The sequence below is a fragment of the Pedobacter sp. genome (genome assembly GCF_965249885.1).
GTDB lineage: Bacteria > Bacteroidota > Bacteroidia > Sphingobacteriales > Sphingobacteriaceae > Pedobacter.
Window position 1 is genome coordinate 653248 of record NZ_OZ252254.1, and the last position, 19235, is coordinate 672482.

The 19235-nt window shown below is 37.8% G+C and carries 12 protein-coding genes; 9 read left to right on the top strand and 3 right to left on the bottom strand.

Translation table 11 applies throughout. The annotated features are described in order from the left end of the window. The first annotated feature begins 110 nt into the window (after positions 1-110). Positions 111-707, top strand: coding sequence for a hypothetical protein (locus ACY2A0_RS02765; RefSeq protein WP_461788081.1), 597 nt, complete (start codon positions 111-113; stop codon positions 705-707). A gap of 4 nt (positions 708-711) precedes the next feature. On the opposite strand, the gene ACY2A0_RS02770 is transcribed toward ACY2A0_RS02765, so the two are convergent. Continuing rightward, entirely contained in the window at positions 712-3363 is a 2652-nt protein-coding gene (locus ACY2A0_RS02770; RefSeq protein WP_461788082.1) for a CHAT domain-containing protein, read from the bottom strand. A gap of 225 nt (positions 3364-3588) precedes the next feature. Here ACY2A0_RS02770 and ACY2A0_RS02775 point away from each other — a divergent pair, with 225 nt between their 5' ends. Next, positions 3589-4266, top strand: a complete 678-nt coding sequence (locus tag ACY2A0_RS02775) for a DUF4397 domain-containing protein (protein WP_461788083.1) — start codon at positions 3589-3591, stop codon at positions 4264-4266. 25 nt (positions 4267-4291) lie between these two features. Here ACY2A0_RS02775 and ACY2A0_RS02780 read toward each other — a convergent pair whose 3' ends face one another. Together ACY2A0_RS02780 and ACY2A0_RS02785 are read right to left on the bottom strand one after the other, a co-directional pair. Next, the gene (locus ACY2A0_RS02780; RefSeq protein WP_461788084.1) at positions 4292-5611 is read right to left on the bottom strand and encodes an MFS transporter; all 1320 of its coding nucleotides are present in this window, start codon (positions 5609-5611) and stop codon (positions 4292-4294) included. A gap of 111 nt (positions 5612-5722) precedes the next feature. Continuing rightward, on the bottom strand, positions 5723-8080 hold the full coding sequence (locus ACY2A0_RS02785) for a PAS domain S-box protein (RefSeq protein WP_461791240.1): 2358 nt from the start codon (positions 8078-8080) through the stop codon (positions 5723-5725). Positions 8081-8739: 659 nt separating this feature from the next. Here ACY2A0_RS02785 and ACY2A0_RS02790 point away from each other — a divergent pair. The 7 genes from ACY2A0_RS02790 to ACY2A0_RS02820 all read left to right on the top strand — a co-directional run bounded on the left by ACY2A0_RS02790 (position 8740) and on the right by ACY2A0_RS02820 (position 19192). Beyond that, the gene (locus ACY2A0_RS02790; protein ID WP_461788086.1) at positions 8740-9306 is read left to right on the top strand and encodes an RNA polymerase sigma factor; all 567 of its coding nucleotides are present in this window, start codon (positions 8740-8742) and stop codon (positions 9304-9306) included. Positions 9307-9379: 73 nt separating this feature from the next. Next, positions 9380-10510, top strand: a complete 1131-nt coding sequence (locus tag ACY2A0_RS02795) for a FecR family protein (protein ID WP_461788087.1) — start codon at positions 9380-9382, stop codon at positions 10508-10510. A 129-nt stretch (positions 10511-10639) separates the two neighbouring features. Beyond that, positions 10640-13996, top strand: coding sequence for a SusC/RagA family TonB-linked outer membrane protein (locus tag ACY2A0_RS02800; RefSeq protein ID WP_461788088.1), 3357 nt, complete (start codon positions 10640-10642; stop codon positions 13994-13996). Positions 13997-14008: 12 nt separating this feature from the next. Then, positions 14009-15442: a RagB/SusD family nutrient uptake outer membrane protein gene (locus ACY2A0_RS02805; protein WP_461788089.1), complete on the top strand. Its 1434-nt coding sequence runs from the start codon at positions 14009-14011 to the stop codon at positions 15440-15442. 17 nt (positions 15443-15459) lie between these two features. Beyond that, positions 15460-16218 carry a DUF4843 domain-containing protein gene (locus ACY2A0_RS02810; RefSeq protein ID WP_461788090.1) on the top strand — a complete coding sequence of 253 codons (759 nt, stop codon included), beginning with the start codon at positions 15460-15462 and terminating at the stop codon, positions 16216-16218. A gap of 22 nt (positions 16219-16240) precedes the next feature. Continuing rightward, a complete protein-coding gene (locus ACY2A0_RS02815; RefSeq protein ID WP_461788091.1) occupies positions 16241-17761 on the top strand; it encodes a PKD-like family lipoprotein in 1521 nt (506 codons plus the stop codon). A gap of 51 nt (positions 17762-17812) precedes the next feature. Continuing rightward, the gene (locus ACY2A0_RS02820) at positions 17813-19192 is read left to right on the top strand and encodes a TlpA family protein disulfide reductase (RefSeq protein WP_461788092.1); all 1380 of its coding nucleotides are present in this window, start codon (positions 17813-17815) and stop codon (positions 19190-19192) included. Positions 19193-19235 lie beyond the last annotated feature (43 nt).

Genomic DNA, 19235 nt, shown 5'->3' on the forward strand with positions numbered 1-19235 from the left:
AATCAAATCATGCTAAATTAAAGCGAATTGTGGGATTGAGTAAAAAATAAGCTCGACAATTTAAAATTGCTATGATATTTGATACACCGTAGGTAGTTTACCAACCACCTATGGAAGTATTTTCTTTATCAAAAACTGATGTTCCTAAGCAAAGGTTTGTACCGCCGTACTTATTTTTGCACAAATTACGCTCAAAAGTCACTAATCATGCTGGCTTTTTTAAAATCACTATGGCTGTGCTATTGTCCGGAGTGGCATTTATCTCTTGGGACACTTGGAGATCAAATCTGTACAAGGATTACGATTTTAACAGCCAAAGTATCATGTACTCTCTTAAAAAAATGAGAGCGAAAGAGTTCACTGTAGCGGCAGAATATTACGCAAAAGGTAATAAAGCACGAGCTACTGAAATTATTGCTCAATATTACCGATTAAATCCAAGAAACATTGAACTAGGGTTGATTTATGCGCAAATGCTAACTTCGGAAGGCTACTTTGACGTTAGTAAGCTGGTACTTAACACCATTTTTTTAAAGGCGAATGATCAACAAAAACAAGAAACGGCATATACAATGGCCATTACTTTTTTAAAAGAAGAAAACTATATTTATTGCAAATACTGGCTTAAAAAAATTTCGAAAAATAATTTTCGATATGATCAGGCGCAACAGTTAATCGCTAAAATCAAACCCTTTACCAATAGTTAAGTTATTAGCGCCAATTAATTACCTTCGGTTTTAAAAAGATCAAACCTGCAGTAGCAGCAATTAACCCCAGCAGGATGATTAATGGCAATTTCAAATACTGAGGCTTTTTGATTGCTATTTCCTGATTTTTACCCATGTAAATTAAGCTATCCCAATAGTAAGGTAAAAGGAGCGAATTGCTTGATTTAATAGTCCTAATCCAGCTTAACTTTGCTTCATGCAGTGCGTTAACGGGATTGCCACTATTGCCTAAGTGTTCATAAAAACTAGCGGTGATAGTGGCAGCTGCTTCGTCATTAACATTCCACAAACTAGCTATTGTAGCTAAGCTTCCAACAGCATTAAATCCCCTTGCCATACTTATAATTCCCTCTCCATTAGCCAATACACCGTCAGCCGTTTGGCAGGCACTCAGCACTACCAAGTTAGGCGCTTTTACTGCATTTGAGAGCTCAAATAGATAAAATTTTTGCTTTCCAAAATCTAAGGTGGGCTCAGCATTAGCTCCGGAAAGATAAGCATGTGTGCCAATGTGAAGCACATTACTTTTGGCAAAAAGCTTATTAAAGGCATTTACATTTACCCGGCTATCTAATAAAAAGGTTCCAGCAACCTGCTTACCAATCAACTCTGCTTCTTTTGCCATGTAAGTTAAATTAGCCTTATCGCCTTTAGAATGGGTTAAAAACATGCCTGAAAAAGCATTATTTGACTGATGTTGGGTTTTAGCTTGAACGGTTTTTAGCGAAAATCCGTAGTCAATCAAATAATTGTTAATTAAAAAAGGCCAACCCGAAATATTATCCGAATAGTTAGGTTTACAAATCAGTCCATCAAAGGACAGATAACCTAGCACCCCATCTGGAATAACGGTTATTTTCTCGTTGCCTTTTAAATTCAGTGGAGCTAAAATAAGCTGATAAATACGATAAGAAGCGTTAAAGAAGTCTTTAGGATTGTTCATCATCGCCGACGGACCTTGATGAAAATAATTTTTTACGAAATTACCTATAGCCAATTTGGTTTGCTCTGCGTTGGGCAGCTTTAACACTTTAACTATTTTATTTCTATTGATATTGATGATGTACGTATTGTTCTCGCCAATAAAATATTCAATAAATCGATGGGAAGGCAGGTTGTTTAAATCAATGCCATTTTGTGCTGATTCATCATAGTGTTTATATCTTTTGGCTAACGTTTTATCCAACAAAGCCAAATCAAACTTTAGGCTTTCAATTTCCTTAGCTAAGTTTTTGTCATTGGTTTCTTGTAGCTGCTTTTCCAAATAGATGATTTGCTTTTCTAGACTTTGTTTTTTGCGTAGTTCAACTTCGTTACCATCATGACTATTCAATTGTCGGTTCCTTCGGATTTGATCTAATAATGTTCTAGCTTTGCCTTGCTCTGCAAGTTCTAAAATATGGTGTAAATACTTAATTTCATTTGTATTTTTATACAACTGATAGCTTATATCGATACCTTGCTCTACAATTTTTTTAAGATTGTTTTGCAAGCGTTCCTTAGTCAGGTCTGCAGCAAATTCCTCCCTCATACCATTAGCAGACAATAGACTTAAATCAACATAACTTAATGCTAAATTCGCTTTATTTAATTGCAGATGTGTTTTTGAAAGTAGCATAAAGGCGTCAACGAGCATATTATCGCCATAAATACGAGATTTTACAATCTGTCCATTTTCATCAATAATCCCGAGGGTCAACAGTGTTCTCTTAGCATAGTCATTAGCCTTTAAAATAGCTGACTGCCCTAAGTAAACGTTAGCAATTTTTGTATACAAATTGGCTCTTTCCCTCAACCTTGATTTAACAAAGTATTGGTTCAGGAGATGAAGCGCTTTAAAGTAATGTTGATTAGCTTTTGCTAAATTGAGTTGCTTTTGAAAAATATTTCCCGCTGTTGTATAGGATCCAATCAGCCAATATGCAGTTTCAGCGTCTGTAGCTTTTTGTCGTTTTATATTTTCGGCTATCACTGCGGCTGCATCGTTATATTTTCCATCATCGTACAATACATCGGCCAGTATGTTATTGAGCATAATACGAACAAATTGGCTTGGTTTTAAGGCCAAGCCTTTGGAAATTATCGAATAGGCATCCGTAAAACGAGCCATTGATCGATAAGAAATAGCCATGTTCGCGTACGTTGCAGCGACCTCATCGTTATCAATACTAAATTCCAAGGCCTGCCTTTGAAGATAAAGGGCACGCTCGTAATCGCCCAAACGAGTGTAATTGTTACTTAAGGGCTTAATTACATAAGCTGCTATGTTATAGCTGAGGACCTGATACTTCCTAAAAAAAACAAGCGCACTTTCATAAGAATGTATCGACTGTAGAATTTTTCCGTCAAGCAACTGATAATAGCCTAATGTACTTAACAAATTCAGCCAAGCGAAATGCTCTTCAGCATTTTGGGTTTGCCTCCACACCTGCTTTTGCGCTTTGGCAATTAAATCGGAAGCGAGTTGTGGATGGCTATTCGCCTCGTCAAGCTGCTCGTAAATCCAGTTGGTCAAATCATTTTTAGCTTTTAAGCTTTCCAATTTAGCGGAGCGATCACTGTTTTGCGCAAATACAAAACTGTTACTTTGAATTAGCAAAACTAAACCGATATATTGTAAAACTTTTAAAAGCATTGCTTCTAAAAATACAAAAAAGAATAGGTGGAATTTAATTCTAACAAAATTTAACCAACATAGTGTATGGTTTTTGTTACAATTAAAAGCAACTAAAGCAAGTAAAAATACTTAGTTACGCTGCGACAAATACGCTTTTTTAGTGGCATTAAGTTGATAATTTATTTACATGCTTAATGCGGCATTTTTTTTGGCTCATTCATATCATTAAACTAAAAATGAGTCATGAAAATAAACACTAACTTTTTAACCACCCGCTTGGCTGTAGCAGCTGCCGTGGTACTATCTATTACCTCTTGTAAAAAAGACGACAACGACGATATGATGATGAACACCCAATTGTCGTTTGTAAATACTGTTGAAGGCTCGGCAGCACAAGACGTTTACATTAACGACTTAAAAGTGAACACTTCTGCGGTAGCATACGGAAGTGCACTAACTGACATTTCCACTTCGTCGGGCAGCAAAACTATTTCTTTCAAAAACACTGGATCTGCCACCGTTACTGCATCGGCAAATGTGGAAGCAAATGCTAATTCATCGCAAACTGCTTTCCTAGTGAAGCAAGCTAATGGTAATTTAGCAGTAAGTACTTATGCAAATGATAATACTACTACTAGCGGAAAAGTGAGGGTACGATTTATTAACGTTGCGCCAATGTTGAGCAGCACTATTAATGTAGCTACTACTACAGGCACCAATTTAATTTCGGCACTTGCATTTAGGGTTGCGTCGGCTTATCAAACTATTGATGCCAACACCAACTTAAACGTTACCATGTCGGGTTCATTGGAGGTAACTACCATTGCTGGTTCAGAATTGCAGGCCGGAAAAGTTTATACGATTTGGTTTGACAGCTCGAGCACCACGAAAGCAAAATACCACATTGTGGTACAAAAATAAGAGAAGCGGCTTTAAGCCGCTTTTTTTATGCTGCATCTTTTAACATCGAATTTTTGCTGGTATCTTTCATAAAAACGTAAACAATCAAAGAAAAAGCAATACATCCTGTGATGTACCAATAATAATATTCCTCCACCTGCTGTTGTTTAAACCATAAGGCTACGTATTCAGCCGATCCACCAAATACTGCAACAGTAACTGCGTAAGGCAAACCCACACCTAAAGCTCTAATGTGCGTTGGAAATAACTCTGCTTTTACCACGGCATTAATTGAGGTGTACCCGGAAACGATAATCAATGCGACTATAAGGTATATAAAAGCTTCCCATAAATTATTTGCTTTACTTAAACCTTGTAACAGTGGTACGGTAGCCACGGTTCCAGCGATGCCAAAACCTATCAGTAAAGGTTTTCTACCAATTTTATCAGAAAGCAATCCAAAAAGCGGCTGTAAACAAGCGAAGATAAAAAGCGAAACAAAGGATAGTAAGGTTGATTCTTGTTTGGTTAGATTCACTGTATTAACCAAAAATTTCTGCATGTAAGTGGTATACGTATAAAATGCCAGAGTTCCTCCCAAAGTTAAACCTACTACAACTAACAATGATTTTGGATACTTAAGTAGTTCCTTTAACGACCCGTTCTTTTTCAACGGTTCAGTGGCAGTTGGTTGACTTTGTTGAAATGCATCAGTTTCATGCAGGCTTTTTCGCAGATATAACGCCACAATAGCCAATGCAGCACCTATTACAAAAGGAATACGCCAACCCCACGCATGTAGCGCATCTTCAGACAGAATAAATTTTTGCAAGATTAGCTGTACACCGAGTGCAGAAAGTTGCCCGCCAATTAGCGTAACATACTGGAAACTAGAATAAAATCCTCTCCTATTACTTGTAGCCATTTCGCTCAGGTAGGTTGCCGAAACGCCATATTCTCCGCCTACACTTAATCCTTGTAGCAACCTAGCAATCAATAAAATGACCGGTGCGATTACTCCTATTTTTTGATAAGTTGGCGTTAGGGCTATTAGCAATGATCCGAAAGACATCAACAACACCGACAAGGTCATTGCTTTTTTGCGACCTATGCGATCTGCTAAGGATCCAAAAAGCCATCCGCCTACAGGACGCATTAAAAAGCCTACCGCAAAAATACCCGCTGTATTTAACAACTGAGCGGTTTGATCACCATTTGGGAAAAAAGATCCTGAAAAGTAAATGGCAAATGCGGCATAAGCATACCAATCGTACCATTCTACCAAATTACCAATTGATCCACCAATAATGGCCTTTATCCTACCTGAAACAGATAATTCCTTCTCAAACAACTGCTGTTGCAACATATTCAATAGTTTTGATTAACTACAAGTTAACAAGCTTTATCAAATTATTCGAAGATACGCAAGTAATTTGCCTGAAAAAACTATGCCCATGGCATGAACAATCTGTTACAACTATTTGAAGATGATACGAAAAGTAGTGCCTTCACCTAATACACTATCCACTTCGATACTATCCCCCATTGCTTCAATTTGGTTTTTAGTAATGAAAAGTCCAAATCCACGGGCATCACTATTACCATGGAAAGTTTGGTTCAAACCAAACAACTTTTCGCCATTTTTAGCAAGATCAATTCCAACACCATTATCGCTAATACTTAATATGTATCCAGTTCCGATAGACTGGCCACTAATTGTGATTATTGGTGTACGCAAGGCATGGCTATAGCGCAATGCATTAGAAACCAAGTTAAGCAAAACGCTCTCCAGATAAGCTTTGTTAAAATAAACAAAAATATCATCCGACACTTGATTAATAATCGTGGCTCCTTTACTTAAAATTTGAGCCTCTTGCGTATGAATAGCATTATTTATGTAATCAAGCAAATTAAGTGGTTCTTTAACTAAATTAATGCTGGTTTGAATATTTATAATTGCATTTAGATTGTATAAAGTATCGTTTAAATTAATTACCACCTTACGCAGTAATTTAATCATTTCGTCCCTTTCTTCATTAGTTTCAGCATTACTAATCAGGGCGCTGATTCCATCGATATTGCTTGCATGCGAACGCAAATTATGTGAAACGATGTAGGAGAAATTAAGTAAACGCTTATTTTGCTCATTCACCAGCTCATAGGACTTGTGAAGTGTTTCCTCTGCTTCCTTAATTTCCGTGATATCCATCATAATTCCACGAAGCTTTTGTGGTGACTCCAAATTTGGTACGATGTTTACACTATCTCTAATCCAAACTAAAGATCCATCTTTCGCAATCATTCTGTACTCGTGCTCATGATGCATTTTTTCGAAAAGCTCCTTTTTTAAATAGGCTTCTATTCCTTTTCTATCTTCAGGATACATTTTTTCGAAGAAGAAACCTGGCTCAGCCGACCATTCCTCAGGCGTATAGCCCAAAATATCAACTATTTTATTGCTGATAAAAGTATTAGTGAATTGCTCGTCGACAGACGCTTCCCAAACGATACCCTCAATTGAATTTACTAAATCTTCTATGTGTTTTTGCGATGCAATGAGCTGTTCTTCATATACAATTTGCTGCGTGATGTCGTCAACAATGATGATATGATTATCCGGACTGTCGCCAGCTTGCCAAAGTGGGCTTATGATGGCATTTGCCCAAATCAGCTGATTGTCTTTATTCACATACCTTCTCACCGAGGAGAATTGCCTGATTTCTCCATTGCGAAGGCGTTTAAAATTTTGTGCATCGGCAGCTAAATCATCTTCGTAAATGAGCGTTTTTATTTTGGTTTTGTTTAGCTCTTCAAGAGAATAACCAAGTAGGTTGCACAAAAACGCATTTGCCTCTAAAAATTCACCGGTTATCGAGTTTACTTTACCAATTCCAATAGCGGCATTGTCAAAAATTGTTTTGTACTTATTCTCAGCATCAATAAGCATATCGCTTTGCTTAGCCAAGGTTAAATATAGTTGAGCCTGTTTATTTAACAAACGCAATAAAAGGTAGCTAGATAAAAAAGTTAGGATTATACCGAATGTCAGAAGAGCGATTAGGGAATAATCGGTATAAATACTCCGTATATCAGTCAAGTAAATCTTCCAATCTCCTTCTTCAAACGTACGTGTTTCAATGGTGTTATCGGTTTGATCGGCACCTTCCAGAAAAAATTCTTCTTTTCCATCTAACGGATCGATCTTCGAAAATTGAAATTGATAATATGGATACTTACTATTATCTATCCCGGCGGCTTTTAAAAGTTCTTTCAGTTTAATGACCACTGCGGCAAAGCCCCAAAATTTATTATTTATGAAAACAGGAAGCCGCCCCACTACGCCCTGACCACCCTGCACTAAATTTACAGGCCCTTGAAAGTAAATTTTACGTTTGGCAATTGCTTTTTTTGCAGCAAGTTTATTTTGTATCCCAGTTTCAAGCACATTTAGTCCGATGGCTCGTTCATTACCTTTTAAGGGGTACATGTATTTAATTACACCATTGGGCGCCAGCTGCACTCCCTGCAAATAGGGATTTCCTTTATAAATTTCAGCAGCTATTTGCTCGAAATTTTGAGGATTTCCTTTTCGATCTACGGTAAGCGCTAACGTTAACGTGATGTTTTGGCTGCCTTTCAGTAATTGCCCTAGCCGTAGCTCTACACTTTCGAGCATAGCTCTAGCCTCCCGTTCGCGACTTTCTTTTATAGTAGCATAACGTTGTTGGCCTATTAAGCAAATGATCCCAATAAGGACAATGAAAAAAAATGATGCGGTAAGTTTGGGATTTAGAACAAACCAGTTAATTTTTATAGGCTTTTGTCGAACAATCATTTAGAGGTTACTTTATTAGATTGGTGCAAACTTAACTTTTTGAGTATGAACAAAAAATGGCAATTATCATTTTAAGCCAAAATAAGATTAAGAAATGATTATTGGAAATTCAATATAACATTTTTGTTACTTATCATATTCGGTTTCAAAAAATCTATTTACCAAACACAAATTCATTGCTAAAGTTTAAATCTCAATTTGAAAAACTTGACTTCAACAACATAATTAACGTACAACTTGTAAAATCATTCAATATCGGCACACTTTAAGTTTTATTACTGCATACTTTAATACATAATTATAAAATTTTGGAGTAGTCTAAAATTCGGGTAAAAGCAAGTTAAGATTATAGGGAGATATAGATTATTGAGTATTATCTCAACATGAAATTAATGGCAAAGCTTGATGTAGGCGATAGAGTAGACATTTACCGTGAAATCTTTATTTTAAGCTATAATGGTGAGCTTTAAAGGATATATACCTCTTTTAAACTTTCTACTACTATTTCACATCAACATCCAATGGTGCAATATCACATTTCAAATTTTGATGATTTAATACAACTTTTATGTTACCTTTGGCTAACAACCACGCTCAAAACTATTTAACTACTTTATAAGGCATGGATGCTTCGGTATCCGTAATTTTTATTGCTAACCATGTTATCCTACAGCTCGTTTTCGGACGTAGAACTTTTGGAATTGCTAAAGAATGAAGATACCGCAGCTTATACTGTAATTTATAATCGGTACTTCCACCCACTTTTTATTCATGCGTTACAGAAGTTAAACGACAAAGAAGAAGCACAGGATATTGTTCATGAGCTATTTGCTCAACTATGGAATAAACGTGGCGAACTTCAAATCCATACCAATTTAACAGCTTATCTCTACAGCAGTGTTAGAAATAAAATACTAGATCATATTGCCAAACAACACGTACGAGACAAATATGTAAACTCGTTGCAAGGTTTTTTAAACAGCAATTACAATGTTACCGACCATCGAATTAGAGAAAAACAACTAGCTGAGCTAATTGAAAAAGGGATTGCACAATTACCAGAAAAAATGCGTGAAGTATTTGAACTCAGCCGAAAAAAATCGCTAACTCATAAACAAATTGCCCAGCAGCTCAACCTTTCTGAACAAACAGTTAAAAAACAGGTTAACAATGCTTTAAGAATCCTCCGAAGCAAATTAGGCACCATGCTTTTCCTTGCCATTTAATTTATTTTATTTTTTTATACCCCCTAAGCTAGCGCTCTCCGTCTTGTATTATAATAAGGTAACTCCTTAACATATGATGAATAGCACTGAAGCGGAAGAACTACTTAATAAATATGCCTTGGGAAATTGCACCGAGCAAGAGCTTGAGCAGTTGCATACCTGGTATTTGGACGGAGAACTAGGCGAGGTTAACCTGACAGCAGCGGAAGTAGAAGAGATCAAAAACAACGTATGGCAAACACTACCTGTGCACCAGGATAGAGAAAAAACAACAATCAAACTAAATCCAATGCGCTGGCTTAGGCACATTGCCGTTGCCGCAAGTATTTTGTTGTGCATCATTTTGGGATATCATTACATCAACCACAAAAGCAGCAGCAATACTCAGTTAGCCAAGCAAGAAATGATTGTACCGGGCAGTAACAAAGCCGTATTAACCTTAGCTGATGGGACAGAAATTGATTTAACGAATATTAACAGCGGGGTTTTAGGAAATGACCATGGCACTAGTATTGTTAAAACCAACGAAGGCAATATTGTTTATGGTGATGATAAAAGCAGCGATAAAAAAGTAGTTTGGAATACCTTAAGTATCCCAGCTGGAGGCTATTACAACGTAACTTTAAGTGACGGCACCAAAGTTTGGCTTAACGCCAAATCCAGCTTGACATACCCAACCGATTTCGCAGGTAAAGAAAGAATAGTAGCGTTAGATGGCGAAGGCTATTTTGAAGTTGCACATAATCCAAACAAGCCTTTTAAAGTTACCACGGCCACGCAAACGGTAGAAGTTTTAGGTACACATTTCAACATTAACGCCTACACTGATGAAGCTTTTACCACAACCACCTTATTGGAGGGCAGCGTAAAAGTACTTGCTGCCGGTCAACAAAAGCTGCTAACGCCAAACCAACAAGCCAAACTTAAAGATAATAGAATCGATATCGCTAACTGCAATGCTGAAAATGCGGTAGACTGGGTAAATAATGATTTCATTTTTGATAGCGATCCGCTAGAAACCATCATGCGTAAGCTGTCTAGATGGTATAACGTAGAGGTTTCGTACCCTCAAAACTTAGCCAAACTGGAATTTACAGGTTCTATTTCGCGATCTAAAAACATCACACAAGTGCTAAAAATAATGGAATTAACTGGAGTGGTTAACTTTAAAGTTGAAGGAAGGAGGATCACCGTGATGCAATAATCATTTGATATAATACGGTAGTCCAAAAAAAATCCAGAGATGGTCGCAACACCTCTGGACAACTGAATTTAGGCTACTGTCTGAAATTTTGACTTAACTAACTAACAACACCTAAACACAAACAAATGTATGAATTTTCACATGACATTTAAAAACGGTCGTGATGGTCGTTTACATGCCAGAATTCTGTTAAAATTGAAACTGACCTTAATCATCTTAACAACGGTAATTCTACAAAGCAGTGCGGCTAGCTTTGCTCAAATTACCATCAATGAAAAATCTGCTTCGCTTGAAAGCATTCTGCACAAAATCAGAAAACAAAGCGGCTATGATTTTTTTTACAGTAACATAATGTTGAAGAATACCAAACCAGTATCTATCAGCGTAAAAAATGTACCGGTAGAAGAAGTATTAAAAATTGCCTTTAAAGATCAGCCGCTAAGCTATACTATCGATCAAAAAGCAATTGTTTTGAGATACAACAGTCAGCCCAACACTGTCTTAGTGCAGCAAAAAACTGTTACCGGCAAAGTTACCGACGAGAAAGGCGGTGCTATCCCGGGCGCATCCATTAGGGTTAAAGGTATGCCCACCGCACCTATCGCCATCAGCGACGGCAATGGTAATTTCATGATTTCGGCAGCTGATGATCAAACATTGATTGTAAGCTTCATTGGCTATGAAACCCAAGAAGTGCTACTGAAAGACAAAAAAATGCCGCTACTCATCAAACTAAAAGAGAAAGAAACCACCATGAAAGATGTGGTAATTACGGGTACCGGCATCAACAGAAATAAAGATAGCTTTACCGGTACTACGGCAACTTTTAGCGGCGACGACCTGAAAGCAATCAGCAACAACAACGTGATCCAAGCTTTACGTACCGTTGATCCAGCTTTTTTAGTAATTGAGAATAACCTGGCTGGTTCCAATCCCAATGTAATGCCGGTGATTGAAGTACGCGGAAAAAGTAGCATTCCAAGCGCAACTTTACGAGATCAGTTTGGTAACGATCCTAACCAACCACTATTTGTATTGGACGGCTTCCCAACCTCTTTACAAACCATTGTAGATTTGGACATGAACCGCGTAGCATCGGTTACCATATTAAAAGATGCCGCATCCACAGCCTTATACGGCTCGCAAGCATCTAACGGTGTAATTGTAATTGAAACAGTAAAACCGAAACCTGGCGAATTAAGATTTACCTATACCCAAGATTTCAGATTAGAAATGCCCGATCTAACGGCTTACAACATGATGAACGCCGCTGAAAAACTGGAGTTTGAGCGTTTATCAGGCAGGTATAAAGGTGATGAATCCAACCCAGCTTTGGTTGTTTATTTAGACAACCTTTACTCCTCCCATTTAGCGGCTGTTAAGCGTGGTGTTGACAGCTATTGGCTGAGCGAACCATTGCAAAATGGATATTCTACCAACTCATCTATCAACGCTTCTGGTGGCGACAATAACTTTACCTACAATGTTGGGATGAACTACCGCACAGGTAAAGGTGCCATGATTGGTTCGGGAAGAGACAGCTACAGTGGTAGCATCAATTTATCTTACCGCAAAAACAAAATCAACATTAACAACATCACTTACATTAGAGGAAACAAAACTTCAGAGTCAAACTATGGTTCGTTTTCTAACTATGTTAATGCGAACCCTTATTTCGAAAAAAATTATGATAACCGCTATTTGGAAGTAAGTAGGCAAGCAAATAGCATAGGCTCTAATCTGTACGTGACCAATCCGTTGTTTGATGCGATGCAAGCCCAATACAACAATTCAAAAAATGTTGAGGTGCAAAATAACCTAAATGCCAATTACGACATTAGCAAACTTTTTAGACTAACGGGAGCACTCCAAATTACCAAGGGTAGCACGATAGCTAAGGTGTATAATTCTCCAGAAATGGGCATGTTTTTAGATGTTCCAGTATTAAGAAAAGGAAAATATACAGACGATAGAACTGATAACTTCTCATACCAGGGCAATTTAATGTTGACCTTTTCCAAAACAATTAAAAAGCACAGCATTACGGCCAATTGGCGTAATACCATCTCAGAAAATAACGCTAGCGCATACAGAACTGTGGCTGAAGGTTTTCCAGAAGGAAGCTTAGGTAATCCGAGATTTGCCTACTCGTACTTATTAAATGGTGCGCCAATTGCATCAAGCGGTATTTATCGCTCGCTAAACTCCGCAGTTTCCGCTAACTATTCTTTCGAAAATAAATATCTTTTTGATTTTGTTTACCGTATTGATGGTTCAACAGCGTATGGCCGCAACAAGCAGTTTTCTCCATATTATTCGTTCGGTTTGGGTTGGAATTTGCACAACGAAAACTTTATTAAGAATAAAAGCTGGATCAATTCACTTAGGCTTACCGGAAATATCGGCATTACCGGAAATCAAAATTTTGCCAACATCAGCTCTGTTTCTATTTACAGTTACAACAGTAATACCAACTACAATCAATTTGGCCAGGGCGTAAGTTTAGACATTTTAGGCAACCCAAATCTGGCGCCACAAAAAACCCGACAGATTAGTACATCGCTAGATTTCAACTTATTTAAAGGCAGATTCGTAGGTTACATCAACGCTTATGATAAAAAAACCAATCCACTTATTGTACCGGTAGATCTACCGTCCTCAACGGGTGTATTCAAGTATCCCTATAATATCGGCAGTTTAACTTATCAAGGGATGGAGACTAAATTGACCTTCTTTCCTATCTATAATTTAGCGAAAGGTATCACTTGGAACATTGGTTTAACCGCTTCAAGTTATAAAAGCAGATATGCAGGTTTTGGAAACATTCTAAGCACGCTGAATAAACAGCAGGAAAACGACAAAACTTTGGTACGTTATATTGATGGAAACAGTGCCGAAGCCATTTGGGCTATCAAATCGCTAGGGATTGACCCTGCCAACGGCCGAGAAGTGTTTTTAACGAAAGATGGCCAATACAGTTATGATTATACCACCGCAAACATCTCAAATGTAGGCAATACTGTGCCTTTTGCAGAGGGTGTAATTTCAACTGGTGTACGCTATAAAGGTTTCAACTTCGCTGTTGGTTTCCGTTATCGCTTAGGTGGTGATGTTTTCAATAATGCCTTATTCAACAAAGTAGAAAATATCAGCTTCACCAGCATCGCTAACAATCAAGACAAGCGAGCACTTTATGACAGATGGAAAAGCCCCGGAGACATTTCCCAGTTTAAAGGCATATCGCAAACTGCAACCACTCCAATATCATCACGTTTTGTGCAAAAAGAAAATACGCTTAGCAGCGAATCATTAAACATTGGCTACACTTTCGACAAACAGCCTTGGTTGAAAAAAATGGGTATGCAATCGTTAATGATCAACGCACTTGCCAACGATTTCCTTTACTTATCAACCATTAGAAGAGAACGTGGTATCGATTATCCATTTGCACGAACAGTATCTTTTTCATTGCGAGCATCATTTTAAACCATTACAAACATGAAAAGAAATTTTATTAAAATAATGGCCTTACTAATTGCTACCATTGGCATCTTATCCTCTTGTAAGAAATTTTTAGATGTACAACCGGAAGACAAGGTTTTGGAAACGCAGCTCTTTTCCACTAAACAAGGAATTAAAACAGTACTAAATGGGCTATACATCAACTTATCAAACAATAACCTCTATGGTGATAACTTAACCTTATCTACCATCGAAATTTTAGCACAGCGCTACAATATATCATCCACACATAGCCTTACCAAAATAGCTAGCTATGCTTACACGGATAATCCTACTCAATCGAGATTGGAAAATATTTGGACTAATTCCTATGCTACCATTCTGAACGTCAATACATTTTTAGAAAATTTAGCCAAATACCCTGGAGTGCTGGACGCCAAAACCGAAAAAATATACAAAGGCGAGGCTACTGCTATGAGGGCATTTCTACATTTCGACATCATGCGTTTGTACGGACCAAGATATAGCACCGCCGATTCTGTAAAGCTAAGCTTGCCCTATTACGAAAGTTCCAAATCAAGTGTTAATCCATTGCTGCCCGCTAATGATTTTTTACAAAAAGTGATTAATGATTTAAATACAGCTGAAAGCTTGTTAACCGAAGATGAAATTGTAACTGCCGGAGTAAATACCGCACCACTAAATGCATCAGTTGATTTTCTAAAGAACAACAGAAACTATAGGCTAAATTACTATGCTGTAAAAGCACTTAAAGCGAGGGTATTTTTATACCGCGGCGACAAAGTTAATGCCTTAAAATACGCCAAAGATGTAATTGCCGTTGCTAACGTTTTTCCTTGGACCACTGCAACCAATGCACTAAGCGAAAAACAAAATCCAGACCGCGTATTTACTACAGAAATGATGTTTGGCATTACGAACACGCAGCTGTATGCCCGTTATTTGGCGCTTTTTGATCCAGGGGTTTCTGATGCGAACATTTTAGCGCCAATTACTGCCAGATTGAATACGGTTTACGAAAGTAATGAGAACGATTATCGTTTTAACTTGAATTGGCAGATTCCAACAACTGGTGTAAAAGCTTATAAAACTTTTTACAAATATGCGGATGTGATAGATAAGGACAAGCTTTTTAGGTTTACAATACCGTTGGTGAAAATTAGCGAAGTTTATTTGATAGCTGCCGAAGCAGAACCTATTGCTGCCGATGGTATCGCATACCTAAACATAGTTCGAGCTAACCGCGGGTTAACGGCTTTAACAACCACAGTCAATGTAAATACCGAATTACAAAAAGAATATCAAAAGGAATTTTTTGGCGAAGGACAGCTATTCTACTATTACAAACGAAGAAATATTACTTCGATACCTAATGGAGCTGCCTCAAGTGGAAATGTTACCGTGAATTATGCAGTTCCCATGCCTCAGTCAGAAGCACTATATCGTTAACCAAAAACCTTAAAATAATGAGAAAACTAATTTTAAATATTTTGGGATTAGCAGCACTAACCACGTTTGTAAGCTGCGAAAAAGAACTACAGAAATACGAAGGCAAACCTACAGTTTACTTTAATGAAGCTGGAAGACTACCGGCATTTACAGGAGAAGTATTAAGAGACTCCACTATCATGTCTTTTAGTTTAGCCAAGGCTAAAGACTCCATTGTAAATATGATAGTAACTGCTGTAGGTGCTAAATCGGAAATAGATAGGCCTTACACACTGGTAGTAAACCCTAGTTCAGATGCCATCGCCGGCACACATTATCAAATCCTCAACTCCAACTTTGCGATCAAGAAAAATAAATTGGCAGATACCGTTAAAATCAAATTCTTTAGAACAGCAGATTTGCAAGCAAAAACATTTTTATTAAGCTTTGATTTAAAGGAAAACGAGCATTTTTCGACAGAAATGAGATATAAAATTCTTACTTCCAGCAATAAAAAAATATCGCTAATTAATTACCGATGGTTTGTAAACGACATCATTAAAAAACCAGGCAGATGGCTGGATACTTATTTCGGAGTCTTTACACGTAAAAAGCTGCTTTTAATGGCCGAGATTTTAGGCATAGAACCGGCTTATTTGGATACGTCTGTATCCATAGCTGAAAGTACAGCTTATGGCAAATTCATGCAGCGTTACCTAAATGATCAAAAAGCCGCAGGTAAAACAGTATATGAAGATGATGGCTCTGAAATGATCATGGGAGCATCAGTACAATAAGTCAAACCTTACAATTAAAGTTATGAAACTGAAAATAAATCATTCGCTTTTATTGATGCTTTGCGTTTTTGCAGTAATATCCTGCAAGAAAGACATTGGCAACTACGAATATGTAGCAATAAACCAGCTTCAAGAAATCAACGGCTTACCCGCCGAAATATCTGCAGTATACGGCAAAGCTATAAAAGTTGTACCCGAGGTTAAGTTTACGCTAGATCCGAATTTCGACGAAAATAAATACACTTACGAATGGACCTATATTGGGTCAAATGGTTTGGGTGGACAAAAGCTTTTTACACTTGCCAATACAAAAAACCTTGATATGGTAATGCAAGTGGTGGCGGGAACTTACCAAGCGTTTTACGCCATTACGGATAAAGCTACTGGAGTGAAATATTCCAACAAATTCACGCTAAAAGTAGTAAACGAGATTAATGAAGGCTGGATCATGATGAACGAGGCTAATGGCAAAGCTCGTGTGGATATGTTATCCTTAAACGCTAACAATGGTTTCGATTTGATAATTGATTTATTAGCCACCACTGGCTCTGCATTGAAACTGGAAGGCAAACCCGTAATGACCTACACTTATAGTACTGGTTTATTGATAGGACCTGACGCCATTAGCTACGGCTTATATTTTGGAACAGACCAAGGTACTACCAAGGTTGATCCTAATAGCTTCAAATGGACTAAAACCATGGGACTATCCTATGAAATGTTTGGCGATGTGCCGCAGGGCTTCTATGCTGATGTAATTCAACAAAGGAGTGGTAATGCCTCGTACATGATTGGAAAAAACAACGCTTACTATTACGAAAGGGTACAGAACATCTACTATTCGGCACCGATTAACTATATCAATGCAGAGCAAAGAGGCTTCGATGTAGCTCCATTTATTGCTGGCAACCATACCTCATCAACGGGAGTAACCATATTTTACGATAAAACCAACAGACGCTTTGTTAGGCACAGCGGAACTGCGGCTACCAGCACTACCCTACCCGACCCTACAGGTGCGCAGAAACTATTCAGCTTTAGCACAGGAATGGATTTGGTTTACATGCGTTGGGTTTCGTTCAATGGAGGGGAAGTGTTCGCTGTGTTGAAAGATCCAGCTAATGGAAAGAGGTACTTAGCTCGATTTAATCCTGCTAACAACGCACAATCTTATTATGCAGAAATTACGGCAACCGATTTCACCAACGCAGAGTTTTATGCGGTAAGCCCAGAGTTTGGTTATATTTTTTATACCGTAGGATCAAAATTGTATCAATACGATATGGTGTATAAAACCACTAAACTAATGGTTGATTTTGGCAGTAAAAAAATATCGTACCTCAATTTCCATGAATTCAAAAGTACCACTAAATATAAAGACGGCAACAAGTTAATGGTGGGACTATACGATCCAGCAAAAAATGATGGAACTGAAGGCAGCTTAAACATTTACGTAGTGCCTAGCGTAAACGGAGATCTAGTTTTAGATAAATCGTACACAGGTTTTGGAAGAATCAAGAGCCTAACTTACAGAGAAAGATAATCAAATCACCTTACCTGCTAGCATGCCTAGCAGGTAATAAACACCACACAAATGAATTTTAAACTTATTTTAAATACCGCATTAGCTTTTGCTTTTGCAGGTACTTTACACGCTCAAGCGCCGGTAGAAATCAAAGGAGCGCTAAACACAAGCTATCCAAAGCAGGTAAAACTGTTTAAAGTGGTGGAAGGTAAAACAGTAGAAATTGCCAATGCATCGCCACAAAAAAAGAAATTCGGTTTTCTGTTTTATCCAGAATATGAGGGCATTTACGTAGTTGGAACTGGCAATGAACTTTCCCCAAATGATAATCACCTGTTTTATTTTAAGGGCGGCGAGCAACTTGACATTACTTTAAGCGACACCTCTTATACCTTAAATGGAAAGCTCAATTCAAAAGAAAATATTGTGCTGAAACAATGGAAAGATTTGACTAGTCCGCTATATCAAAAGGCGATTAATTTCATGAAGGTACAAAGCACATTTATGGATTATTTCCCGCAACAGGAAAGCATTGTAGCTAAATCGAAAACCTTTTTAAACGGAAAAGCCACTGGCAATCCTAAGTTTGATAAACAGATCAAAGACATTATGCAATTGGATTTGATCAGCTATGCAACCAATTTCATCAATACGCCACGCTCTGCACATCCAAGTTTAGACGAGTACAGTGATTTTTACGGCACAATTAAAGCAAATGAAATAGCGAAAACCACCCAAAAAGTTTACAGTTACCCTTACGGATTGCGCACACTTACGGCGCTAATCAGCATCAATATGCGCCAGGATAAAAAAGCCTACAAGCCAGGTGCTGACGGTTTAGCGTTATTTGCATCTTATGTACCCAATGATACACTAAAAGGAGATTTGGTGCTGGAAAATCTAACGCGGTACAAAAGCTATGATGATTTTAAGGCTATTACAAATCAATTTGGAAAGTACATCGTAACTAAATCTCAACAAGAAAAAGAAAATTCCCTTCTATCACCACTGTTAACTTACAAACCCGGAACCGATGGCTTACAATTTGCCTATGCTGATAAGGATGGAAAGGAGGTTTCTTTTGCTAGTTTAAAGGGCAAAGTTGTTTTAGTTGATGTCTGGGCTACTTGGTGTGGTCCTTGCAGAGCTGAGTTCCCTCACTTAAAACAGTTGGAAAAAGATATGGAAGGCCAGCCGGTTCAAATTGTAAGTATATCTACAGATGCAGATAAAGACAAAGAGAAGTGGCTAAAAATGATCAAAGATGAAGGTTTGGGAGGCATGCAACTTTACGCTGGGCAAAACAACGAATTTTCGAAATACTACAAAGTAAATACCATTCCTCGCTTTTTAGTGTTCGATAAAAATGGCAAGATAGTTAATGTTGATGCGCCTCGTCCATCTAACCCTAAATTAAAGGAACTTTTACTAGCCGAAGCCGCTAAATAAACATTTTACCCCAAAGCCTTACGAAATTCGTAGGGCTTAAATC